This is a genomic window from Streptomyces sp. L2, from assembly GCF_004124325.1.
Lineage (GTDB): Bacteria > Actinomycetota > Actinomycetes > Streptomycetales > Streptomycetaceae > Streptomyces.
In genome coordinates, this window is record NZ_QBDT01000001.1 from 3,447,256 (window position 1) to 3,469,688 (window position 22,433).

The window sequence follows — 22,433 nt, forward strand, 5'->3', positions numbered from 1 at the left end:
TGGGCGCGGGCCGGGCCGTCATGGTCGGAGCGGCGGCCGGCTCCGCGCCCGCGCGGGGCACCGCGGTGCCGGGGCCCGTTGCGGCGCCGCAGGGATGGGGCGCGACGCCGCCCGGAGGGAGCCTGCAACGGCGACGGGGTAGGGCTCAAGCCGGGTCGGGCCGACCACGGATACGTATTTAATTCCCGGCCCCGCTGCCGGCCCCACTCCCGGTCCCCCTCCCGGCCACGGGCCATGGGTCGACTCGTTGCTCCCCCGCTCCCCCCGTTCGGCTCAGTCCGCAGCCGGTTCGGCGGGAGCCGCCGCGCGGTGCGCCGAGGAGAGCTGCTGCCTGGAGTGCGCGCCGGTCTTCCGCAGGGCCCGGGCCACGTGCTGTTCCACGGTGCGCGGCGAGAGGTGCAGGGCGGCCGCGATCTCCCGGTTGGTCATGCCGGCGCCCGCGAGTTCGGCGACCTCCGCCTCGCGTGGGGAGAGGAGGTCGCCGTAACCGGGCCGACCGGGCGCCCGCCGTTCCTCGGCCGGGCTGTGCGCGCGCAGGTCGGCACGGGTCCGGGCGGCGTCCCAGGTGGCGCCGAGCGCCTCGAACCGGTCGGCGCAGTCGGCGAGCGCGGCGACGGCGGGCCCGGTGTCCGCACGGCGGCCCGGTCCGAAGCCCGGCCCGCGATCCGGGCCGCGATCCGGGCCGGGGTGGAGCGGGTGGAGCGTGCGGAGCGTGTGGAGCGGACCGTCGAGGCCGGGGTCGATGCCGAGCGCGAGCGCGCAGCGGGCGGCGGCGGCCGCGGTGAGGGCCGCGTGGTAGAGGCGGGGCATGGCGGCGTACGCCTCGGCCGCGGCCGCGTAGTGCCGGACGGCGGCGGCCGGGTCGCCGGTGTGCTCGGCGAGGACACCCCGGGTCCACTCCAGCGCGGCGTCGGCGGACGGCGCGTCACGGTCCTCCAGCCCGGCGGCGAACTCGGCGGTCATCTCGCGGGCCCCGGAGACGTTCCCGGCCCGCGCGGTCGCCTCGACCGCCCAGGGCGCGAGGTCGGCGCCCCAGGCCCAGGTGCCGCCCTTGGCGCGCAGCCGCTGCCAGGCGGCGTCGGCCTCGGCGACGGCGGGGCCGGTCTCGTCGCGGGCGAGGGCGAGCCGGATCAGGGCGCCCGAGGCGGTGGCGGAGAGGGGGACAGGGCCGCTGTCCCGGTCGAGGGAGTCGGGGCCAGTCAGGTGTTCGGTGGTGTCGGCCCACTCGCCCCGGGCGAGGGCGAGGAGGCCGAGGACCATCCGGGCGTCGGCGCCGGAGGCCATGTCGCCGACCTCGTCGACCAGGGCGCGGGCCCGCGCGGCGAGCCCGGCCCAGCGGCCGGTGGCCCAGTCCAGCACGAGGATGGCGCCGCGGCCGGTCTGCTCGGCGTACGCGGCGCCGTTGCGGGCGGCGAGCGCGACGCCCTCGTCCAGCAGGGCCCGGCACTGCCGGTAGTGCCCGAGCCAGGCGGCCGCGTCGGCGGCGTTGCACAGTCCGCGGGAGGCCTGCTGGCGGGCGCCGAGCAGCTCGCTGTCCCGAGGCAGGGCGTCGATGAGCGGCCAGGCCGCCGGGTCGCCGATGTTGAGCAGCACACTGACCTGGTTGGCGGCGACGGCGGCCTGCACGACGGGGTCCCCGGACTCGGCGGCCACGGTCACCGCGCGCTCCAGCCAGGCGATGTTGTCGGCGAGCGGCATGCCCGGCCAGTAGGGCATGGACAGCGCGGACATCGCCCGGGCCAGCGGCACCGGCTGCCCGGCCAGGTCGTCGACGGCCCGGATCAGCTCGGCCTGGCCCTCCAGGATGCGGCCCATCTGGTTGCACAGCAGCAGCCCGAGGTCGAGCCGGATCTCGCCGCGCACGGTCGGCGGGAGGTCGGCGCCGGCGACGATGTTCTGCAGGACTTCCAGCGTCTGGTCGGAGCGCAGGCCCATGACGGCGCTGCGGGCGAGCAAGGTGGCGAGCCGGGAGCGGGCGTGCGCGGGAACCTCGCCGCCGGACAGCGCGTCCTCCAGGAGCCGTACCGCGCGCTGGATCTCGCCCGTGTCGGCGAACTCCTGCGCGGCCCGCTCCACGGCACGCAGCCAGCCCCGCTGGTCACCGCAGGCCCGCCGGTGCGCGGCCAGCCGCTCCCACGGCACCGGCTGCTGTCCGGCCAGCAGCGCGGCGGCCCGCCCGTGCAGGGCCTCCCGCACCGGGCCGGGCAGCTCCCGGCGTACGGCGGCGGCGGCGAGCGGCGCGGCGAAGCCGTACCTGCCGACGCCGTGCTCGCACAGCGCGGCACCGCGCAACGCGGCGAGCAGCGCGGCCCTGCCGAGGGGCTCGGACAGTCCGGCGACGGCGGTCAGCTCGCGCGCGGTCGCGGGCCGGTCCAGAACGGCGGCGGCGAACACGACGGGCCGGTGCGCCTCGGGTACGCCGGCGGTACGGCGCAGGGTGAGCGCCGCGAGCCGGGGCGGTACGCCGATCCGCTCCAGGTCGCCCGGTCCAGGCTGCGCCTCGGGACGCCCGGCGGTGTGCGCGGCGAGCAGCTCCAGCAGGTCGGAGACGGTCTGGGCGTTGCCCCCGGAGGCCTGGTGCAGCGCGGTGACCAGATCGGCCGTGCAGTGTCCCGCCCCCAGCACGGCGGCGGCGAACCGGCCGACGGCGGCCCGGTCGAGGGGGCCGAGCGTCTGCCGTACGACGGTGAGCGCGGCCGGGAACCCGGTCCGCGGGCCGAGGACCAGCCCCGGCTCGGCGAGTTCCTCCGGACGGTGAGTGAGCACGCAGGCGAACCGCGCGGGCGGCGCGGCGAGCAGGGTGCGAAGGGCGGCGACCTCGTCCTCACCGGCCCGGTGGACGTCCTCTACGGCGAGGAGGAGGGGGGCGGGGCGGGGGCCGGCGCCGGTGGTGCTCGGACCGGGAGCGGGGCCGGGGGCTGAATTGGGGCCGGGGCCGGGAGCGGGACCGGGGCCCGAATTGGGGCCGGGGCCGGGGCCGGGAGCGGGACCGGGGCCGGGAGCGGGACCGGGGCCCGAATTGGGGCCGGGGCCGGGAGCAGGGCCCGGCCCGAGACCGTGGCCGGAACCGGAGCCTGGACCGAGACCAGAACCGGCATCCAGCCCGAGACCCGAGCCGGATCCCGAATCGGGGTCTGGACCCGTCCCCCGGCCCGCTGGATCAGCTGTGGCGAGAAGGGCGGCGGCGCTCGTGCGGGCCGGTACCGGCAGGCCGGAGAGCAGGCGGTTCAGCAGCCTGGTCTTGCCGGTGCCGGCCGCGCCTTCGACGATCAGCAGGACGGGCCCCGTACCCTCCCCCTCGGCCAGCCCGCGGGCCAGCAGCCCGCGCAGCGCGTTCTCGGTCAGTTCGGCCACGTGCGTCACCGTCACCCTGGTATCCGGCATGTCCCGATTCTTTGAGTATCCGTAATCAGTCTCTCCTGCTTGCCGCCCCGCGAGCGTCACGGGGAGCGTGGGACGGGTCAAGGCCTCCCGGCCCCTCAGGCCGGCGGGGGCCGTCACCGCCCCCAGCCGGCTGCGCAGGACAGGAGTCCTGACAATGAACGAGACCACCTGTCCGAGCCCCCTCACGGACCGCCACGGCATGCCCGACGGCGCCTGCGTCCCGGCAGACACCGCCCTCGGCATCGGCGCCCCGCTGAGCGGCCGCCCGCGCGAGGAGGTCCCGTTCCGGCCCGGACGCCTGCTGGCCGCCGTCACGATGCCCGCCCGCCCGGAGTCCGTTCCGGCGCTGCGCCGGCTGGCGCGGACGGTGGCGCGCAGCCGCCGGCTGCCCGAGCAGGCCGAGGAGGCGCTCGGGGTGATCGTCACGGAGCTGGCCGCCAACGCCGTACTGCACAGCGGGGGCGCGGACGTCGCCCTGCTGCTGGAGATCGACGACACGGCGCTGACGGTGCGTGTGCGGGACAACGGTCAGTGGCGGGAGCGCCCGGCCCCCCGCTGCGAGCCCGCCGACCTGCACGCCGCGTTCGGCCGCGGCCTGACCCTGGTGGACGCGTACGCGGTCGACACCACGGTCGAACGCACCGCCACCGGCACGGTGATGCGGGCCGTCGTCGCCCTCTGAGCGCGCGGCGGCCGGGCAGCAGCGCGTGGAAGCGGTTCGCCCACTTCTGCGGCCTTCCCGGCCACGCGGAGGCCCGCGCCGGCGAGTCCGGTTCAGCCGGCCGCCTGGTCGACCAGCTGTTCGCGGAGGCTCGACACGAGCAGGTCCGGATCGTCGGCGGCCAGGCAGACGGACGTGCCGCTGAGCGAACCGCGGCCGGTCCGGGTCTCCACCGGACGGTTCAGCCGGAGCCGCACGTTCGTGTAACCGGCGGGCTTGATCGCGACGACCTGGTCGTCGGTGGCCTCGTAGAAGCGATTGCCCCAGTTCTCCATCTGGCTCCGGACGGAGTCGATCGCGTCCAGCGGCACGTCGAGCCGGACGATGGCCCCGCACCGCACCGCGAGCGTCCGCTCGGTGAGGTAGTGCGGTTTGCGCCGCATCAACTGGTAGAAGGCGAACACCCAGACGGCCCCGTAGACCGACAACACCGCGATCGTGAGCTTCAGCCACGGCCACGGAATGAGCCACTCGAACAGGACGATCTCCAGCAGGGAGATGCTCGCCAGCCCGTAGAACAGCGGGGCCTGCGACTTCCCGTATCCGAAGGTCGCCGCTCCCTCGGGCGCGTCGATCCTGCGTCGCAGCACCAGGCCCAGCGCGCTCAGGATGGCGAGTTCGTGCTTGGCCAGCGACCACAGCGGCGGCGGAAGGACCTCCTGCGCGGCGGCTCCGAGGGCTTGGCCGCGGCCGTCGCCGAGTTCCCGGCGCCTGCGGTACGTGGTGCCCGCCGCCACGAGCAGCACCACGGTGACGACGGCGAGGAGCACCTCCATCCCCAGAGCCACGAGCACGGCGCGCCCGATGTCGAACACGCCCGTCACCACGAGTAACGCGTTCGCCAGGACGACTGCCGGGGTCACGAATCGAAGCGCGGCACGCACCCGCTTCCCAGAAGTCACGGCATCCCTCCGTTCATGTCGGGTACTTCAGGCCTACGGGCTGTCCATGAGCTGAGCAGGCGCCGGTGACCGTGACGAACCTGCCGGTCTCGGGCAGGTCCAGCACGCCCATGGAAACGATCCCATAACCACCCGATCCCCAGTCAGCACCCCAACTATTCTTGACGATCAGCCCCGAACGCGGGCCATGGCGGACGATTCCGACACACAGGACCGCGTGCAGCCCGGCCCTGTCCTCGCCGGTCTCGGGCATGCCCAGCCAGCCGGTCCCGCTGCGCACGACAGCGCTGCCGTACAGGCCGATCTGCAACGCGACCGGATGGCCGGCTCCCAGCGCGGACTCGATGTGGCCGAGCTTTCCACCCGCGCTCCAGCCCGCGCCGTCCACAGCGCTCCAGCGGAGCCGGACGGCCGACGCGGGTACGTGCGCCGAGTGGTCCGGCGTCCCGTCGGCCGGCGGCGCACCCGACCTCTCTACGGCGGAAAGGCACGAAGCGACCGTTCGGCCGGCTCCGGAGTCTTCCGGGGCGGCGCCCATGCGCCCCAGACACGGGACGCACACGGCGATGTCGTGAGCCCACAGCAGTCCCGCGACGACGGCCGGCGCACACAGGGGTTCGGGCCCTTGATCGAGGACGGGACCGAACTCCCGGCCGAGGTCGATCGAGCCGGTCGTCTCGTCACGCGTCATCGGCGGGCCCGAGCGCCAGCGTCAGGCCGTCCCTGGCGGCCAGGTCCAGCGCACTGCGCAGGCGTCGGGCGGACTCCGTGACGCATGCCCTGCGAGTCCGTGCCGCGTCCGAGTTCCGCGGATCGGGCTCCGTGCGCCAGGGGGCCCGGAAGCCCGCTGTCAGGGGCAGTACGCCCGCGCAGCCGGCTCCGGGCACCGCCTCCGGGGCGACGTAATCCACAGCCACGTTGATCCTGGGCCGGTCTGTCGTGTTCCGCCCCGACGAATGCGCCAGCCGCAGGTCGTGCATGCTGAACCCGCCCTCGTCGAGCAGCACCGGGAACTTCTCGCCGGGTACGCGGTCCGGGCTCAGTGACCGGCCTCGGTCGGGGTCGTCGAGGTCGTGGTCGAGGGTTCCCCACCGGTGGGAGCCGTCGGCGAACCACATCGTCCCGTTCTCCCGCGTGGCCGGCGTCAGCGCGACCCAGACCCGCAGGGCCCGGCCCCCGTCGCCGTCGAGGTCGTAGCTGAGCGCGTCCTGGTGCCAGCCGAAGCCGGTCCCGGTGCCCGGTGGCGACACGAAGATCGCGGAACTCCAGATGCCGAAGGCCGCCCCGAGCACGTCACGCACCGATTCCGTGATCTCGGGGCGGTCGGCGAGCTCCACGACCGCGGGGAGGACGAGGTGCGGTTTGGGGAACGCCGCCCAGGCCCGCGCCGCGCCGCCGGCACGTTCCGCCGCGTCGAGGTGGCCGAGCACGGCGTCCCGCACCGCCGTGACCGTCCCGCCGGGCAGCCGCCGGTCCGGCAGGTGCCATCCCCGCTCCACGAACGACTTCCGCACGGCCGTCATGAGGCCGCTGCCAGGTCACGTATCCGGTTGGCGAGTTCGATCGCGTCCGCCCGCTTCTGGTCGGTCGACCCCTCCAGGAGTTCCTGGACTTCGGCGGCCCGCTCCGCCGACCACCCGTCACGCCGCAGCGCCAGACGGATGTTCGAATGACTCCGTTCGGGGAAGTACATGCTCTTGGCCGTGTCCAGCACGTCGCTCGCCTCCCCGGCGGTGATACGGCCCGACTCCCGGAGTTCCTCGACCGACGTGCGGATGTTCACCATCGGAACGCACAGCGCGCGCAGGGACTCGGGGTCGAAGGTGATGGCCACCTCGTCGTCCGCGTCCAGGGCGCCACTGGCGTACGACGCGTAGATCTTCCCCACCCCGGTCATGCCGTAGAGATCGAGTTCCGCGGCTCGCAGGGCGCCCATGCTCGACGATCCGAACACGGGGATGTCCCGCGCGAGCGCCTTCAGGATCTCCTTGGGCGAGATCGACATCGCGTGCAGGAACTTCCCGTCGACGACGCCGATGACGTCGGGCGCCACCGGCTCGGCGAGCAGCCTGTCGATGTCGCCCCGCTCGATCGGCGGGAGGAAGTCCGCGTCGGGAAGGATCCGTTCGAGGACGTCCCGCTCGACACTCGGTCCGACGAAGACCACGATCCTCATCGCAGCGCCTCCTGCCGGTTCGCGGCCTCCGCGAGGGCGTCCCGCAGGAGTCCCAGGTTCTCCTGCCACACGGCTGCCGCACGGAATCCGAGACGGCCCCGGTCAATCGCCCAGGACTCGATGCCGGGCACGACCACCCGGACCACGGAGACCGGCAGCCACTTCGGGGACAGGTCCACGACCGCCACCTCCTCGATGCCGGTCGCCCGGAGGTTGCCGATCATCCGCCGGGTGTCCTCCATGACGTCCGCCGACAGGTACGTCGGCAGTGACTGGAAGTCGGTCTGCCGCCGGGTCCGGTAGTTGGCCCACGCCTGCGGGTTGAACGCCGCGCTGCGCTTGATGTGGAGCATGTACTTGGGCACGTCCTCGTCCGGCAGGCTGATGTCCTCGCGCATCGCCTGGATGTCCACGACCCTGCTCTGCGCCGCCTCGCTCAGCGCCCGCAGCGCGGCCACGTCACGGTCGGGATGGGTGCCGAGGCCCTGGTGGCTCCGGGAGAAGGTCGACCCGAGGTCTTCCGATACGACACAGAGGAAGCTCGGAATCCCGTTGCGCGACATGATGCTCTTGAGCTCCACCGACAGCCCGGCGGCCCGATACCGCTCGATGAGCCGGCGGTGCGGGGCGGGCAGCGTCTCCTGGTCGATGGACTTGTTGCGTTCCATGAACCACTGCTCGACGGTCTCCGGGATGCCCGGCGCGACCGTGCCCTTGGTCACCGCGCGGCTGAGGCGGTTGCTGATCACCTCCGCCATGGTCCAGTCGTCGCGTTCGATCAGCTCGCACAGGGCGTGACAGGTCGCCTCCTCGACCGAGTTCCCCGACGCGATCCCGTTGGTGGTGCAGATGGGGAAGGGCGGTGTCTCGTGGAAGGACTGGTAGTAGCCGGCGAGGTACTGCGGCACGGCGATGTCGTCGCCGCTGATCAGCTCGGTACCCATGACCCAGGAGATCGGGAAGTGGTCACGGTAGTGCTTGAAGCGCTCGATGTTGACCGAGTCCGGACGCACCATGCGTATGCCGTCGCGGCTGAGGTCGTCCACCGAGCCGACGACGTCCGGTGTCCGCGGCTGCCAGGCGGCGAACCGCTCCACCGCCTCCATGACGGCTGAGGTCTTCGCGTCCAGATGGGAGGCCCCCTTGCCGTTGTACACGGATATCAGGTCACTCGACCTGGGAACGATCGCGTTGTAGACGGGGATCCCGATCCGGTCGAGCCCGGTGATGTCGGCCACCCGCGTGACGCCGATGCGCCGCAGGTACGGCTGGATGGTGCGCCAGGTGTCCTCCGTGGTCCTTTCGCGGTGGGGGCCGCCACCAGCGACCTTCGGCACCGAGTTCCGCAGTTTCACTGTTCCCGCCTCCCCGCCCGGCGGACCTGGAGCCCGCTCGAACCGTCTCCCCGGTACCTGTACTCGATCCGCGCCCGGGGCCCGACGGGTTCGGCGGCCCGGCCCGCCAGCCACACCGCCGTGTACCAGTGGCTGTCGGCGCCGCCCTTTCGCGGATCGGCGTCGAACTCGGTGCTCGCACCGAGCCGGGCCCGGTAGGACAGGACGACGGCGTTGGCGCCCGCCTCGACGTCCACCGGCGCCGTGACGACCTCGAAGGGCTTGACGTCGGTCGCGAGGTCGCACTCGTACACCTCGACCTCGTCCGACGCGGTCGGCCAGTCGCGGATGACTTCGGGCCGCTCGTACGTTCCGATCCACGCCCGGTCGTCCTGGTCGACCAGCGGTGCGAAGTCGATCCCGTACCAGTCGTTCCAGGCGGCCACGTCCGCCGGCTCGCCGCGGTGGGCCGACAGGTAGGGGCCGGGGACGCGGTAGAACCGTGCCGTGCTCCTGAACGACGCGGGAACCATGCGGGCGTCGTCGCGCAGATGCCGCTGACGCGCGTCGGTGAGCGTCTCCCAGATCTTCATGTCCAGCGGTTCGTTGCCCACCAGGTCCGTGGTGAGGACGCTCGCCTTCTCGGGCAGTTCGATGCGCGTCGACCAGTCCCGGATGAACTCGATGCGGCCGGCCACACCGTTGGCCTCCGCGACGGCCTCGGACAGGCCGATCATTCCCGAGGGTTCGACGGCGTAGACCTTCCTGGCGCCGGCCTGAGCGGCGGCGACGGCGAGGATGCCGGACCCCGACCCGAGGTCGAGCACGACGTCTCCCGGCCGAACTGTCTCGCGGACCGCGGCGACGAAAGCGCCCTTGCGGCGCCGGTCGTTGAGGATCCGCAGGTGCACGTAGGCGGAGTCGTACCCGCCGGCCGGCCACGGCCGCGGGCTGAACCCGGGCCGCGGCCGGGTGCCCAGGATCCCGGCGTTGACGAGACCGACGAGATCGGTCATCACGTCCCTGGTGTCCAGTTGGCCCCCCGTGCGCGAGCGCACGCGCCGCACCGCCTCGGAGACCGTCAGGGGCCTGTGCAGGACGTCGACGAGACCGACGGCGGCGTGACCGAAGGAGAGGGTCCGGCCGTCGACGTGCACCTTGCAGTTGTTGCTCGTGTCGATCTCCAGCAGGACGTCGGGGCGCCGGTACATGACCGTGTCGGGGCTGAGGCTTTCAGTCACTCGCGCTCTTCCTTTCCGCCGCGGACTTCAGGGCCACGGCGAACACTGAACGGAAATCGGCCATGCTCCCGGCCTCCCAGCGGCCGTTCGTCGCGTTCACGCCCTGGCCGGGCTCGGCGACGACGAAGCCGTCGGCCCTGAGCACGTCGAGGTTTCTGCGGACGGCGGGCTTGGCGAGCATGGCGGGGTTCATGACCGGGGCCAGGATCACCGGGCACTCGGCGGCCATCACGATCTGCGTCACGATGTTGTCGCAGATGCCGTTCGCCAGCTTTCCCAGCGTGGCAGCCGTCGCGGGGGCCACGACGACCGCGTCGCTCTCCGCCGCGATCCGGACGTGGGGGGCTCCCCCGGCGGATGCTCCCCCGGCGGGCGCTCCTCCGGCGGACCAGGAGCTCTCGTCCGTCAGCACGCTGCCGTTGACGAACGGCCGGAGACTGTTCGTGGTGACGAACTGCTGGGCGGACGGCGTGAGGGCCACGTGCAGCCGGCCCACTCCGGCGGACGAGAGCCACGCGGCCATGTGGGGCCCGGCCACGCTGGAGACCGAGCCGGAGAGGCACATCGTCAGGGTCAGGCGGGCCAGGCCCTGGGCCGCGGCGTCGTACTCAGCCATCGACGGCTCCCTTCACCGAGGGCAGAACCCCCTGGACTCGTTTGGCGAGTTTGTAGGCGGACGCCTCGTCACCGCGGAACACGGCGGACAGGGCGAGGTGGTGGGCGACGCGCTCCACCAACCAGCCCATGACCTCGTCGCCGCCGGGTGCGTCGGCGGGCGCCGGATGCGCGGCGCGGTACGCGTCGGTCAGGGCGCCGATCGCCTCGCGCAGCAGGCCCGCTCGCTCGTCCGGCGCGACCGCCACCGCCTCGGCGTAATCGCCGAGCAGGCACCCGAGGTCGGCGACGGGGTTGCCGACACCGGCTTCTTCCCAGCCGAGGACGGTGCACGGTTCCCCCGGCACGATGTCACCGGCGCCCGGGCGGCCATGCACGAGCGAACTCCGCCTGGTCCAGGACGCCCGCTCCACCGGCAGCCCGGCGGACAGGCCGGCCCGGATGACGTCCGTGTGCCGCGCGTACGCGTCGTGGTCCCCCCACGGGCGGGCCCAGGCAGGCCCCGGCAGTCCGGGGACGTCCCCGGTCCCGGCGCGCGTCTGGTGGAGGCGTGCCAGCGCCCGGCCCAGTCGCGCCGACATCGCGGTCAGCGTCGGCATCCCGGGCATCTCGTTTCCGAACAGGACGTCGAACAGCAGCCCGGACCTGGGCAGGCCGCCCCACAGGGACAGGTCGAAGCTCCTCGAGGGCAGCCGGACGTCGACACCCAGCGGGGGAAGGATCCGCGCCAGCCGGTCGATGCCGGCGCGGGAGGCGGCCGGCGCGGCAGACGTACGCAGATGCATCCACTGGTACTCCGCCGGCTGCCTGCCGAGGTCCTTCAAGCAGGCCCTGAAACCGTCGGCCCCGGGCAGCGTGCGCACCACGTACACCTGGTCCCGGTGCCACCGGAGGGCCGTGGTGTCCGGTACGGCCGTCACGGCGCGCCGCCCGGACGGTGCGACGGCGACGGCGACGGCGACGGGCCGATGCCCGACGCCTCGAACTGCTCACTCACGGCCGCGTACCAGTCGGCGAACGTCCGTGCGCCCCGCTCACCCGCCTCGATCACCCCGAGGCTCGTGGCACGCGCGCACGCCTGGCCGTAGGACAGGCTGGGGTCCTGATGCCGTGACTCCACGGCCGTCGACCAACCGGGCAGGACCTGTTCGGCGAACAGCGGCATCGTGTACGACGCGTCCACCAGCCCGCTCTCCACCACATCGCGCACGACCGGCTCCACCAGGGGTGCGCTGGGCTCCTCCGAGTAGAGGATGAAGGCGTCCCTCCGGCGCAGGCTCATGGCGTTGTTGGCGACCTTGATGTGGTGACGCACCCGCGCCTGGTTCAGCTTCGCCGACAGGGTGCGGATGGCGCGGGCGGCGCTGCCCACATCGTGAAGCGACAGGTAGTGCCTGACGAAGACGTGGTCCGGCCGGCCGCTGCCGAGTTCACCGTGCAGCACCAGCCAGCCGGACAACGTGTAGCGCTGGGTCGCGGGCATGCGCAGTGCGACCTGCCCGTCGCCGTCTGCCTGGTCGCCGTCGACCTCCTGGGGGCGGCACAGGAGGTGGACGCCGGAGCGGGTGGCGCGGATCACCGCGCCGCGGTCGACGACCGTCCAGCCCCGCGACAGGGTCCACCTGCTGGCGTGGGCCGCCTCCATCCGGGCCACCGCCTCAGGTTCCTCCCACCCGTGGATCGGGGTGGTCGCCCTGCTCCCGTCGACCAGCAGCCTGGACGCCCGTTCGTCGCCGGCGTGGTAGCAGAGGTAGATCAGGCGCCAGAGGTGGCTCAGCAGAGGAGCGCCCTTCGCCTCCATGTCGGGCGATTCACGCAACCGGCCGAGCCTGGAATGGACAATGGTCCCGTCGTCGATCCGGACCTCGTCGTAGATGAGGCGTAACCGGTCGCGGAAGGCGCCGTGGCCCGCGTCCGTCACCATGCGACCCCTTTCGAGCGTGCCGGGTCGCGCAGGATCGCCGACCCGAGGATGAGCTGCAGGCGTCCCGCCCGCCCGAGGGTGCCCTGGTGCTCCAGTCTGCTGAGCGTTGTGCGGATCAACTGCGTGCCGCAGTGCCGGACCGAGCGGAGCACCGACTCCTCGTCCATGGGCGACCGCCCCTGGTAGGCGGCGAGGAAGATCCTGTTCCAGGCGCCCGCGGTCCGGATGTCGCCGTGCACCGCGAGGTCCGTGGCAAGGCTTTCGGCCAGGACAGTGCCGACGTCGGCCGCCGCGTCACCCGCGCCGGCGAGCTCCCAGTCCACGAAGGTCGCGCCGTCCGCTGTCGCACAACCGTTCTCCGCGACGAGGATGTTCGGTGCCCGCAGGTCCCCGTGCACGAGGACGGGCTCGAACCGCTCCTCCCTGAGTCGCCCCAGCTCCGCCGAGACCGACTGGACGCATGCGACGAACTCGTCGAAGTCGACGCCGACGCCGCTGCTGAGCTCACTCGGTGTCAGGTCGGCCAGGTCATCGAGCGGAAACGGCCGCACCCTGCCCTCCGCCGCCAGCGGACCGACATCGATCCGCGCCGCGTGCACCGTAGCCAGCGCGCCTCCCACCAGACTCGACGCCGTCGCGGCGGATCGGGCGTCCGCTGCGCGCAACACCACGTCCAGGGACGCCGAGTGGCCCGCCTCCGTCGTGGCGAGCACATGCCTGACCGGGTCCCAGAACAGCAACTCGGGTGCCGGAACCGGGACTCCGGACTTCCGGGCGTCCCCGAGCAGGCCGAGAACGACCGCTTCGTTCTCGTAGCCGAATCCACCGGGCCCCAGCGCCTTGACGAAGAGGCGCATGCCGGTGTCGGTCTCGACGATCGCGGAGACGCCGCGGCTCACGCAGGGCGTGCAGGAGACGACGGACGAGCCGTGGGAGCCGCCCCCCAGGCCGGCCACGGCGAGAGCGGCCGCCTCATGAATGTCCGTCGTCGCGCGTGGGACGGACGGCTCCGAGATCCGCTCGAATCCCGGCAGGACCATGCCGTGCATGCGACGCCGCAGCAGGTGCTCCACGGGATACGGGGGCGGGTACGGCATCGCTGATATCTCCAATTCACGGTTGGCGACGGGAGTTTTCCGGCGCACGACGTCGCGACAGGACAGCGCGCAGGACGACGGGCTTCACCGGCCTGGGATGGGGGCACCGTCAGGCCAGCTCTACCGGATAATCGTTGCGAAGGATCGCCTGGTGCAGGCGGGCAACCAGCGGTGACGGCTCGGTGCCGAAAGAATGCGAGAGGGCGGATCTGAGCTGCCGGTAAAGGTCCAGGGCATCCTGTGTACGGCCGCTGTTGTGCAAGCATGCCATCAGCCGTGCGTACAGCCCTTGATGCCAGGGAAAGCGTGACAGGCTGTCCCGGATGCGTTCGATGACAATCGCGGAACGCCCACATCGAATGTTCGCGTCGATCCACTCCGTCAGCGTTTCGATATGCCGCTCGACGGCTTTCAGCCGGAATTCATCGGCGAACGGCGCCCGAATGTCCGGCATGGGATCGTCCCGCCACAGGTCGATCGCGCGCCGAAGGGCTTCGATTGCCGCGGCGTCCCTGCCGACCGACCGCGCGTCAGCGGCGATCGCCCGGTAGGCGTCCATGACCAGGAGGTCTGTCGTGACCGTGCTCGTCGACAGCGCATACCCCTGGCGGGCGGTCAGCACGAACTCGCCCGGTCCGGCCTGCCGCAACTGCCGGCGCAGCCCGGAGATCGTCACCTGAACCGAGTTGACGGCGGTCAGGGGCGGGTCGTCTCCCCAGATCCCGTGAATGAGCCGGTCCCTGGTGAGGGACTGGCCGAGGCAACTGGCCAGCATGGCCAGAACAGTTGCCTGGCGCGGGGTCATCTCTATCTGGCCGCCCTCTGCGTCGAGGGTGAGCACGGACCCCAGGAGATAAACCCGAACGGGAGGCAGGACATTCGGCCCCCCAGTGGTCCCCGGTATCGCCGGTATCCCGCCCACGGGAACGGAGTGCTTTCTGGTCACATCGGGAACTGACTGTGGGCTTTTTCGCCGATGTGGCTGAATATTTTCGCCCTCACCGTCCAGCAGAGGGCCGAAACGGGCGCCTTGCAGGCGCCGGTTCACCACTCGCTCCATAACGAATCCATTAGCGGCATCTCCCCCGAGTTCGAACCGAACTGCAAGTCGCAGCGCGAGCTCTGTGTGCCAACTGTCGTGACCGTATCAAGGCGACTGGGTTGTTGCCAGCAGATCACGCGTTAAATTCGTAAGAGAGAGCCAGACTGTATGGATTCGGCCAGCGATTGTCCCGCATCGTTTCCCGGGCGTTCCCGGGCTGCCCTCGGACGCCGCAACCCGCGTTTCCACGCCGGACGAAGGCCCCCGACACGGTCGGCGCCGAACGAGGACGGACCCGTGCCGCGGCAGCACGGACGGACGCCGGGCCACCCGGCTCCCACCGGATGCCCAGCGCCCACGCCCGGCGGCTGTCAGCAGTGGAGAGCGACCGACGCGGCGGCGGCCATGACACTCCCCTGTGCCTCCTCGTCCGGAGAGATGCCGGACTTCTCCTCAAGGAAGGTCTGCAGCTCGGCCGCGTCCAGACCGGCGAGGGCCGCGACGGTGGAGCTCGCCTCCGCGGCGCCGTCCATCTCCTGCACCTTCGCCACGAGGTCCTCGAACGCCTGAACGTCGGTGATCTGGGTCTTCTCGGTCACGACTCGTTCCCTTCACGCTTCGACCCTCGGGACCTCCGAGACGTCGCTCCCCGACGTTAGGCGAGCACTCCCACGGTCTACTGATCGAACCCTTATCGCATGCTTATCGCCCCGCCGAGGCGGCGACGGAAGCCCCCGGCCCTGCACACAAAAACCCCAAGCCATGCAGCTGACCTGGGGTTTCAGTGGAGACGCCTTCGGGATTCGAACCCGAGACCTACGCATTACAAGGGCTGCCGCGATCGGGGTGGGTGGTTCCGACCCGTGCCACGCGGTGCTGTTCCCGCAGATCAGCGCCGCGCGGCACGTCGTCGCGTCCGGCCCGGGACGGCTTGTGCCACACCATCCGCTCACGCATCGCGCACGCAGACTGACCCGCGCACCGCAGCCGTTCGGTTGCACCACGATGGAATCCGCCGCTTTATCCGCGTTTGTCGGCCGATGCGCGAAGTTCGCCTATTCCCTCTGCATCCGTGTCCTTCACGGATCCGGAGAGGCGATGAACGACCACCCAGCGGCCGTCGGGCAACGCTCCGGCGAAGACCCTGGATTTGCGGGTGGCACCGTTGTGGTAGGTCAGCGGCAGCTCTCCGACCCGGCGCCAGGTGAGCGCCGGCTCACCGAGAGTCCTGTCGACGACGAGTCCGGTGAGCAGGCGGGCGGCTGTACGCGTGCTGGCCCACATACCGCCAGCGGGCAGGATGGCCCCGGTCAAGTCCCATGGCTTCGAGGGGCGGCCGAACCAACTCGATGCCAGCAGACGCTGGTCCGCGGGCGGTCTCGCGGCCACCGCCGCCGCAGGCAGTCCGAGAGGCACGAGCACGTGATCGCCGACCAGTGCCTCGTAGTCCTGGCCGGCAGCCGACATGAGAGCGGCGCCGAGCACGGCGTACCCGAAGTTGGAATACTCCTCGCGCTCGCCAGGGCTCGCGGTGACCAAACCATCGAGCCGACCCACGGACTGTTCGAGCTTAGCCTGCGTGAAGTCCCTGTACGGGTTGAACAGACCTGTGTCAGGAGGCAGTCGCGGGAGGCCGGAGGTGTGGTCGGCGAGGTGCCGAAGAGTGACACCCGTACCGGCCGGCGCGCTCAGCCACCGTTCGACCGGGTCATCGAGGGAGACAACGCGCTTCTCGGCAAGCACGGCAAGCACGGTTCCGGTCAGGACCTTGGTGAAAGACCCCAGCTCCACGTACGCGTCGGGATCATGCCCGCCGGTCACACGGGGAGCATCGAGGTGACTGCCGATGACGCAGGTGGAAGGGCGTCGCACGGAGAGCCTTTCAGTCGGCGGAAGCGGCCGCTACCGGTTCGCGGTTCTGTGGCGCGGTGCTTCCGGTTCCGTCCACCGCTGCTTTCTCCTTGCCGCGTGCACTCAGCTTTCGCGCCGCCTGCAGTGCGCGGGACAGTTCCGGCGACAGGAAGACAAGGTCACACGCGATCATCGTCAATGCGAATCCGGTGAGCCCCATGAACAAGCCGATGGAGACATGGAAACCGATGGATGCGGCGGCCGCCCACGGACGCAGGGACCGTACCAGGACTCCCATGGGAAAGTAGACGAGAAAGAGGACTGTTGCGTAGGTGCCGAGGTACACCAACAGGTCGTTGTTGTACACAAATTGCGAGACGCCGGGGAGTTCGAATTCCGGTACCCGCATGATGTAGAAGAGCGCGGTTCCGTCCTGCCACGCCTGCCCCTGCACTTTGTAGAGCCCGCTAACCATGTAGACCAGGCACATCTGCACGGCGATCGCGGTGACACCCAGGTTGTGCAGTGGGACACCGGCAGCTCGCAGGGCCTTGGGTACGCGCTGTAGCACCCGTTGCCCCAGCGGAGAGCGCAAGGAGAAATGATCGTAGCAGCGTGTGAGAAGCAACATCGGAATGACCAGCTGCATGAGGTTGTCGCCGCCGTCCATCAGCGCCGACTGCCGCTGGTAGAGCGACCACAGAAATATGGCGTGCACCACCAGGACGGGACGGCCCCCGACACCCAGCGTGACGGCCAAAGCAGCGATCAATCCGATGTGGAACAACACCTCGAACACGACCGGCGAGTTGCTCCATGCGTAGACACTAAAACTTCCCGAGTCGTGCAACTCGTCGAGGAAGAGGTGGTAGGGCAGCAGTGTGTCGTTTCCGGGGCCGAAGAGGTAGCGTCGGTCCCCGTACTGGCTGACGTAGAACATGAGGCCGACGAACCCCAGTAACGCACGGGTTCCCGACACACCCAGGACCGCGGCAGGACGGCTGGCCCAGGTGTCGATCTTTTCTGATATTTTCACTGCAGATCAGCAGCCTTCTTCCATGGAAAGTCGTAGGCGTCGACCTTGTCGTGTGCGTGGGGGTTGTCCCTCTGCGACCAGGGCGGGAGAGACCGGACGTACATCCGGACCTGCACTTCTTGGAGACTACGACCGTCCGTGCACGCCTGATTCATTTGAGTCAGCGCGTACCGTGAGAGGTAGTTCACCGCTTGATTGCGCGTGCGCTTCTCGTAGGGCAGCAGCGGAATGGGATTCTTTCCCGACTTCTTCGCCTTCCCTTTTTCTTTCTGATCGCGGAGGCGCCTCAGGAGGTCGTCGGTCGAGTTGTACTGCTGGATTCCGTTGCTGACCACCCGTGACATCCGGGAGGGAAAGAACCTGTCGTTCTGGACCCTCTTGATGGATGGACCCGTCACGTCGTAGTACTTCGTGACCTCGCCGTCGCTGCAACGGCCCCGCGCGATGATCCCCTGGTCGACCATCACCGGATCCGGGGCGAAGAGCATCCAGTTCTGCGAGAAGTACGGCTGGAGGTAGGCGTTCAGGAGCGGCGCCAATTGCACCTTGGCAGGACTCAGCGGCGTCTGGGAGAAGGCCGCGATGGAGAAGTGGGCGCCCAAGAGGGCGGCACCGGCAAGCAGTACCGCCCTCTGGACGCGACGAGTCGCCGTCACCTATCGAACGCGGTCGCGCTGGAGACACTGCTGGAGATCCTGGCCGGCGCGCGGAACACTCCGCCGAGGCTCAGGTTGTCCGTCAGCGCTCCCACCGCGTGGGCCACGGAAGGGCAAGCGGCCCTGGCGTGCACGGCAGCCCGGGCGGCCGCCCGGCCGACCGCGCTCGCGGCCGCCTTGGGCGCAACGGCCTCGCCCTTGCTGACGGCCACCTTCTCGTTCACCGGCGCCACAGGCGTGGCCTGGGCCGAGCCCTGCATGGTCAGTGCAAGGCATGTACCCGCGACAGCGGCACCGATGACGGCACCGACAGTTCGCTTCTGCATTGTTCCCCATTTCGTTTTTCGGTCATTCCCCACAGCCCCCACGGTTCCCGGATCCCGTCGGCGCCTCCGGATGAGGCGCCACTGATCACCGGGGATGTCCCCCGCGTTCAGGGCTGGAGTCAGCTGCACTGCAACCGTTCGGAGCAAACAAATCCCAACATCTAGAAAGTCAGGACCTTTGGTCGCGTTCGCTCCTGACGGTTAACTTATCGTGCTCATGATCATGGGACAAGTGACTTTTATGAGACTCCTGTGACTGAAAAGTGACACCTGAACCGGTCATTTATGGGATGACTCAGATGAAACGAACGAACCCGTCAGACACCGCACCTTGCCGAGCGATGTCGTTTAGTGTTTGCTTTGTCGCGCATTGGGCGAGCCGTGCGGTAGGCCTGCGTCGGTCGACCCTGGAGGTGGCGCTTGCCGACGAAGGGGGAAAAGCCGGTGATGAAGGCGGACGTCGCAATCGTGGGGACGGGCCCGAACGGACTGGCGGCTGCAGTCGTCATGGCACGCGCCGGATTGCATGTGCAACTTTTCGAAGGTCACCATGAGATCGGTGGCGGCCTGCGCACCACGTCACTGTTCGACGCTGACATCACGCACGACGTATGCGCGGCCGTCCACCCCATGGCAGCTGCGTCGCGGTTCTTCCGAGAGTTCGATCTGGCCGCGCGCGGGGTGCGCCTACGTCTACCTGAGATCAGCTACGCCCACCCACTGCCCGACGGCACAGCTGCCCTGGCTCACCACGACCTGGAGGCAACCTGCGCTCGGCTGGGGACGGACGGCGAACCCTGGCGACGCATGATGACTCCACTGCTGGAGCGCAGTTCCGACGTAGTCGACCTCGCCCTTTCCCACCAGCGCGCCATTCCGCAGGACCTGCTCGTCGCAGTCAGGTTCGCTGCGCGGACTCTCACGCTCGGCACCCGGCTGGGAGGGCGCACTCTGACAACCGAAGCCGGCAAGGCCCTGCTCACCGGTGTCGCGGCCCACGCCGTGGGACGACTGCCGAGTCTTGCCTCGGGCGCGATCGCACTCCTGCTGGGGCACCTCGCCCACGGTAGCGGCTGGCCCCTTCCAGAAGGCGGCAGCAGCCGCATCGCCGAGGTCTTGGCCGCAGATATCGCCGCGCATGGCGGCACGTTCCATACCGGATGCAAAATCGATGATTTGAGGCAACTGCAGGGATCGAAGGTGGTGCTGTTCGACACCGCCCCGAAAGGTCTCCTCCAAGCCGCCGGCGAGTTACTCCCTGCCCGCTACGCTCGCCACCTCGCCCGCTTCCGCCACGGCCCCGGGGCCGCCAAGGTGGACTTCCTCGTCAACGCTCCCATCCCTTGGAAGGATCCTGACGTAGGTCGGGCAGGCACCGTGCACCTCGGCGGGACGCAGGCGCAGATACGTCACCAAGAAAGCCTCACCGCCGCAGGTGTCGCCGCACCAGTGCCCTTCGTCCTGGTGGTCGACCCTGCCGTGGCCGACCCCACTCGCGCTCGAGAGGGAAAGCGGCCGGTGTGGGCCTACGCCCACGTACCGAACGGGAGCTCCCGGGACCCCGTACCCATGGTGCAGGCACGTATCGAGCACTACGCGCCCGGCTTCGGAGACACCGTCATCGCCAGCCGCGGTATCAGCGCCCGCGACTACGAGACCTACAACCCCAACTACGTCGGTGGGGACATCAATGGCGGGGCCGTGTCCCTGAAGCAGAGCGTGCTCGGCCCAGCCCCCCGTGTGAATCCCTACCGCACGCCGCTCCGCGGCGTGTACCTGTGCTCCGCATCCGCACCGCCAGGACCTGGCGTGCACGGGATGTCCGGTTACCTGGCCGCCCGTTCCGCGCTGAGGCACGAATTCGGCATTCACACAACACCAAGCCTCGCTCCCAACGAGACCGCCCGCACCGGTCCATGAGGTGACGGGAACGACAGAGCGCCGAGGTCCCTCGTGCACAGCCTGCGCGGCCTGGCTACGTCGCTTTCCTGGCTCAGGCGCCGCACGACCGCGGACCGGAAACTTGTTAATGTGCGAGCCATGACAGCTGATGAACATGAAAAGCCTGGCACAGAGCAGGAGTTAGCGGCATCTCCTTGGAGCTGGGGAAACCTGGGCCCGGTCGGCGGCTTCCTCTTGATGCTGTCTGGACTCGGTCTGCTCCTCTGGGGGTTTCTGGGCCGGTCCAGCTCCAGCCCTTCACTGATCTACCAGGCCGCGAAGGTCGTGGCGATCGGCCTGGTGATCACCGGTACCACTCTGGTGGCGCGACGACGCGACTCGTCACGGCGCCCCAACGCAGAGACAAGCCCCGACGCAGAGACACAGCGTGGTTCACGGTCGTGAACGTTCCCCTTGATCGTGGATCGACGACTACTTCGCCCCCCTCGACCACGAATGGGCAACGGGACGCACCACCCGCGGGCAGGTGACCGCCCTTGTGCAGCCTGATCCTTGGTCGGGCTGCTGGCCGAGCAGAGCTGGTCGAGGTCCTGGCCTTGCAGCACCGCGTTGCCCAGCGCACGGGCTGATGCATCAGGCGTTTCATGCTACGCCGAAGCCGCGTAGCGCAGACAAGCCGCAGGAAGCGCTGATGCCCTCGCCACGGCGACCGGCCAGAGCATCGGCCTGATTAGCAGTGCCAGCCCGGTACATGGAGCCTTCGATGTCTACCGGCGCTGTCGGTGCGGTTCAGTAGGCGTAGCCGCCGCTGCGATCTTGGGGCTACAGTTCTGCTGGGTAGGAACCGAGCTGCCCAGATCGTTCCCGTGCGCAGCCGTCGGCGGGTGTCAGGCGCAGGGTGCGGACGGCGAACGTGCCCGCGGTGCGGCGGGGAAGGCCAGCTCTACGCGTCGCTCTGGATCGGCGACGCCCGCGAGTTCGTCTTCGGGTAGCAGCCGCAGGGTCAGCACGGCGGGACCGCCGGCTCCGCCCAAACTGTCCTGCCCCAGCGCAGTTCGTAGTAGCCCCAGCGGTGTGAAAGGGCATCGACCAGGACAAGGCCGCGTCCCGTCTCATCGCCGTCTGCGACCAGGTCCATTTTCGGCAGGGCGTGGGATTTGTCGGTGACGCCGATCCGTACGAGATCGTCCGTGACACGCCGGACGGACACCCGGACCAGACGGCACGAGGTGTGGCGGACCGCGTTGCCCACCAGCTCGGAGACGATCAGCGTCCCCGCTTCCGCCAACTCGGCTATGCCCCAGGTGTTCAGCGCGACCGAGACAACGCCCCGGGCACGACTGGCCGTCTCGGGCTCACAGGGGAGGGTTTCGGTGTAGCCGGGCGGTCCGACTGTGGGTCTGGTCGTGACGCTCACGGGGTCGTCTCCTCGGGGCTGGGATGTCCCGCTCGCAAGGGGGGATACGCGAGCCGGACTCTCCTGCGCTGCCGCCGAGGGCAAGCCTGGACCTGCCCGGCGACGCCAACGCCCGTACGGAGAGCCGGAGTTTCGGCTCAACAGCATTGCGGGGAATTGCGCGACGTCATCCGAGGGCGATGATGGCCGACTCGATCAAGGCGCGGGCGGCGTTGCCGTGAACGGCCAGCTTCGTCAGCTCCCCGAACGCCTTGCGGTAGTCGACGAGTTCGCGCGGCTGCACCACGTTGACCTCAGCCGTGAGGGTCTCCACGACACTGCGTGCGCCGTCATGGAGGTAGAACGCCTCCAGCGGCCACATGGTCCTTTGCGCGGTGAAGGGGATGATGCCCAGGGAGACGGAGGGCGGCGGCATCACGGTCAGCAGATGCCTGAGCTGTCCGGCCATCGTCTCGGCGTCGCCGACGCGGTAGCGCAGGACGCACTCCTCCATGAGCACGACGAACCGGTGTCCGCCCTCATACAGGAACCGGCTCCGGGCGACGCGGGCCGCGACGGCCTCGGAGACGTCGTTGAGGGTGCCCTGGAAGTCGGTGATGGCCTCCACCAGGGCCGTGGCGTAAGCGGGGGTCTGGAAGAAACCAGGCACGACGTTGGACACGTACGCGCGGGTGACGCCGCGGTGCGCGTAGCGGTCGTTGATAAGCCCAGCGGAAGAAGCCCAAGAAGTAGGCTCCCGACCCGCTCCGCTCATGCATCGCTCATGCAAGCCACCTCGCGGCACCAGAACCGACGCGGCAGGCCCCCGA

At 70.2% G+C, this 22,433-nt stretch carries 20 protein-coding genes and 2 pseudogenes; 3 read left to right on the forward strand and 19 right to left on the reverse strand.

Annotated features, from left to right (window positions below; translation table 11 throughout):
- Positions 1–273: 273 nt before the first annotated feature.
- Entirely contained in the window at positions 274–3,384 is a 3,111-nt protein-coding gene (locus tag DBP14_RS36860; RefSeq protein WP_241740915.1) for a helix-turn-helix transcriptional regulator, read from the reverse strand.
- Positions 3,385–3,538: 154 nt separating this feature from the next.
- Here DBP14_RS36860 and DBP14_RS14935 point away from each other — a divergent pair, with 154 nt between their 5' ends.
- Positions 3,539–4,066, forward strand: a complete 528-nt coding sequence (locus tag DBP14_RS14935; protein WP_241740916.1) for an ATP-binding protein — start codon at positions 3,539–3,541, stop codon at positions 4,064–4,066.
- Positions 4,067–4,158: 92 nt separating this feature from the next.
- Here the strand turns inward: DBP14_RS14935 and DBP14_RS14940 are convergent, their stop codons facing one another.
- From DBP14_RS14940 to DBP14_RS15015, 16 genes are all read right to left on the reverse strand, one after another.
- The gene (locus DBP14_RS14940; RefSeq protein ID WP_129307699.1) at positions 4,159–5,007 is read right to left on the reverse strand and encodes a hypothetical protein; all 849 of its coding nucleotides are present in this window, start codon (positions 5,005–5,007) and stop codon (positions 4,159–4,161) included.
- Between the two features lie 13 nt (positions 5,008–5,020).
- Positions 5,021–5,698: a C1 family peptidase gene (locus tag DBP14_RS14945; protein ID WP_129307700.1), complete on the reverse strand. Its 678-nt coding sequence runs from the start codon at positions 5,696–5,698 to the stop codon at positions 5,021–5,023.
- Positions 5,688–6,530, reverse strand: coding sequence for a phytanoyl-CoA dioxygenase family protein (locus DBP14_RS14950; RefSeq protein ID WP_129307701.1), 843 nt, complete (start codon positions 6,528–6,530; stop codon positions 5,688–5,690). Before DBP14_RS14950 ends, DBP14_RS14945 begins: the two co-directional genes overlap by 11 nt.
- Entirely contained in the window at positions 6,527–7,183 is a 657-nt protein-coding gene (locus tag DBP14_RS14955) for a TfuA-like protein (protein WP_129307702.1), read from the reverse strand. The genes DBP14_RS14950 and DBP14_RS14955 overlap by 4 nt, the downstream gene beginning before the upstream one ends.
- Positions 7,180–8,538 (reverse strand): YcaO-like family protein, encoded by a 1,359-nt coding sequence (locus DBP14_RS14960; RefSeq protein ID WP_129307703.1) that lies wholly within the window; start codon positions 8,536–8,538, stop codon positions 7,180–7,182. The genes DBP14_RS14955 and DBP14_RS14960 overlap by 4 nt, the downstream gene beginning before the upstream one ends.
- Positions 8,535–9,758 carry a 50S ribosomal protein L11 methyltransferase gene (locus DBP14_RS14965; protein WP_241740917.1) on the reverse strand — a complete coding sequence of 408 codons (1,224 nt, stop codon included), beginning with the start codon at positions 9,756–9,758 and terminating at the stop codon, positions 8,535–8,537. The genes DBP14_RS14960 and DBP14_RS14965 overlap by 4 nt, the downstream gene beginning before the upstream one ends.
- Positions 9,751–10,374 carry a flavoprotein gene (locus DBP14_RS14970; protein WP_129307704.1) on the reverse strand — a complete coding sequence of 208 codons (624 nt, stop codon included), beginning with the start codon at positions 10,372–10,374 and terminating at the stop codon, positions 9,751–9,753. The genes DBP14_RS14965 and DBP14_RS14970 overlap by 8 nt, the downstream gene beginning before the upstream one ends.
- Positions 10,367–11,293, reverse strand: a complete 927-nt coding sequence (locus tag DBP14_RS14975; RefSeq protein WP_129307705.1) for a phosphotransferase — start codon at positions 11,291–11,293, stop codon at positions 10,367–10,369. Before DBP14_RS14975 ends, DBP14_RS14970 begins: the two co-directional genes overlap by 8 nt.
- The gene (locus tag DBP14_RS14980) at positions 11,290–12,297 is read right to left on the reverse strand and encodes a T3SS effector HopA1 family protein (RefSeq protein ID WP_129307706.1); all 1,008 of its coding nucleotides are present in this window, start codon (positions 12,295–12,297) and stop codon (positions 11,290–11,292) included. Before DBP14_RS14980 ends, DBP14_RS14975 begins: the two co-directional genes overlap by 4 nt.
- Positions 12,291–13,394 carry an aminoglycoside phosphotransferase family protein gene (locus tag DBP14_RS14985; protein WP_129307707.1) on the reverse strand — a complete coding sequence of 368 codons (1,104 nt, stop codon included), beginning with the start codon at positions 13,392–13,394 and terminating at the stop codon, positions 12,291–12,293. Before DBP14_RS14985 ends, DBP14_RS14980 begins: the two co-directional genes overlap by 7 nt.
- Positions 13,395–13,503: 109 nt before the next feature.
- Entirely contained in the window at positions 13,504–14,235 is a 732-nt protein-coding gene (locus tag DBP14_RS14990; protein WP_164992330.1) for an AfsR/SARP family transcriptional regulator, read from the reverse strand.
- A gap of 572 nt (positions 14,236–14,807) precedes the next feature.
- Positions 14,808–15,035: a thioviridamide family RiPP peptide gene (tvaA, locus tag DBP14_RS14995; protein ID WP_129307709.1), complete on the reverse strand. Its 228-nt coding sequence runs from the start codon at positions 15,033–15,035 to the stop codon at positions 14,808–14,810.
- A 421-nt stretch (positions 15,036–15,456) separates the two neighbouring features.
- Positions 15,457–16,257 carry a serine hydrolase domain-containing protein gene (locus tag DBP14_RS15000; protein WP_241740918.1) on the reverse strand — a complete coding sequence of 267 codons (801 nt, stop codon included), beginning with the start codon at positions 16,255–16,257 and terminating at the stop codon, positions 15,457–15,459.
- 61 nt (positions 16,258–16,318) lie between these two features.
- Positions 16,319–17,323 (reverse strand): HTTM domain-containing protein, encoded by a 1,005-nt coding sequence (locus DBP14_RS15005; protein ID WP_129307711.1) that lies wholly within the window; start codon positions 17,321–17,323, stop codon positions 16,319–16,321.
- Positions 17,320–17,979 carry a DUF5819 family protein gene (locus tag DBP14_RS15010; protein WP_129307712.1) on the reverse strand — a complete coding sequence of 220 codons (660 nt, stop codon included), beginning with the start codon at positions 17,977–17,979 and terminating at the stop codon, positions 17,320–17,322. Before DBP14_RS15010 ends, DBP14_RS15005 begins: the two co-directional genes overlap by 4 nt.
- Positions 17,976–18,305, reverse strand: a complete 330-nt coding sequence (locus DBP14_RS15015) for a hypothetical protein (RefSeq protein WP_164992331.1) — start codon at positions 18,303–18,305, stop codon at positions 17,976–17,978. Before DBP14_RS15015 ends, DBP14_RS15010 begins: the two co-directional genes overlap by 4 nt.
- Before the next feature lie 420 nt (positions 18,306–18,725).
- Between DBP14_RS15015 and DBP14_RS15020 the strand changes: the two genes are divergently transcribed.
- Complete coding sequence (locus DBP14_RS15020) at positions 18,726–20,225, forward strand: NAD(P)/FAD-dependent oxidoreductase (RefSeq protein WP_347239650.1); 1,500 nt, start codon at positions 18,726–18,728, stop codon at positions 20,223–20,225.
- A 430-nt stretch (positions 20,226–20,655) separates the two neighbouring features.
- Positions 20,656–20,873 (forward strand): annotated as a pseudogene (locus tag DBP14_RS37450) (hypothetical protein); the annotation flags it as partial.
- Between the two features lie 337 nt (positions 20,874–21,210).
- Here the strand turns inward: DBP14_RS37450 and DBP14_RS15030 are convergent.
- Positions 21,211–21,624: an ATP-binding protein gene (locus DBP14_RS15030; protein ID WP_129307714.1), complete on the reverse strand. Its 414-nt coding sequence runs from the start codon at positions 21,622–21,624 to the stop codon at positions 21,211–21,213.
- Between the two features lie 166 nt (positions 21,625–21,790).
- A pseudogene (locus DBP14_RS15035) lies at positions 21,791–22,288 on the reverse strand (DUF5753 domain-containing protein); the annotation flags it as partial.
- Positions 22,289–22,433 lie beyond the last annotated feature (145 nt).

Bases quoted from the DNA above. Each gene is read 5' to 3' on its own strand.
- DBP14_RS14945 (WP_129307700.1), bottom strand. From the start codon at position 5,698: ATGACGCGTGACGAGACGACCGGCTCGATCGACCTCGGCCGGGAGTTC.
- DBP14_RS15015 (WP_164992331.1), bottom strand. From the start codon at position 18,305: ATGCAGAAGCGAACTGTCGGTGCCGTCATCGGTGCCGCTGTCGCGGGT.
- DBP14_RS14935 (WP_241740916.1), top strand. From the start codon at position 3,539: ATGAACGAGACCACCTGTCCGAGCCCCCTCACGGACCGCCACGGCATG.
- DBP14_RS14970 (WP_129307704.1), bottom strand. From the start codon at position 10,374: ATGGCTGAGTACGACGCCGCGGCCCAGGGCCTGGCCCGCCTGACCCTG.
- DBP14_RS36860 (WP_241740915.1), bottom strand. From the start codon at position 3,384: ATGCCGGATACCAGGGTGACGGTGACGCACGTGGCCGAACTGACCGAG.
- DBP14_RS14985 (WP_129307707.1), bottom strand. From the start codon at position 13,394: ATGCCGTACCCGCCCCCGTATCCCGTGGAGCACCTGCTGCGGCGTCGC.
- DBP14_RS14950 (WP_129307701.1), bottom strand. From the start codon at position 6,530: ATGACGGCCGTGCGGAAGTCGTTCGTGGAGCGGGGATGGCACCTGCCG.
- DBP14_RS14955 (WP_129307702.1), bottom strand. From the start codon at position 7,183: ATGAGGATCGTGGTCTTCGTCGGACCGAGTGTCGAGCGGGACGTCCTC.
- DBP14_RS14980 (WP_129307706.1), bottom strand. From the start codon at position 12,297: ATGGTGACGGACGCGGGCCACGGCGCCTTCCGCGACCGGTTACGCCTC.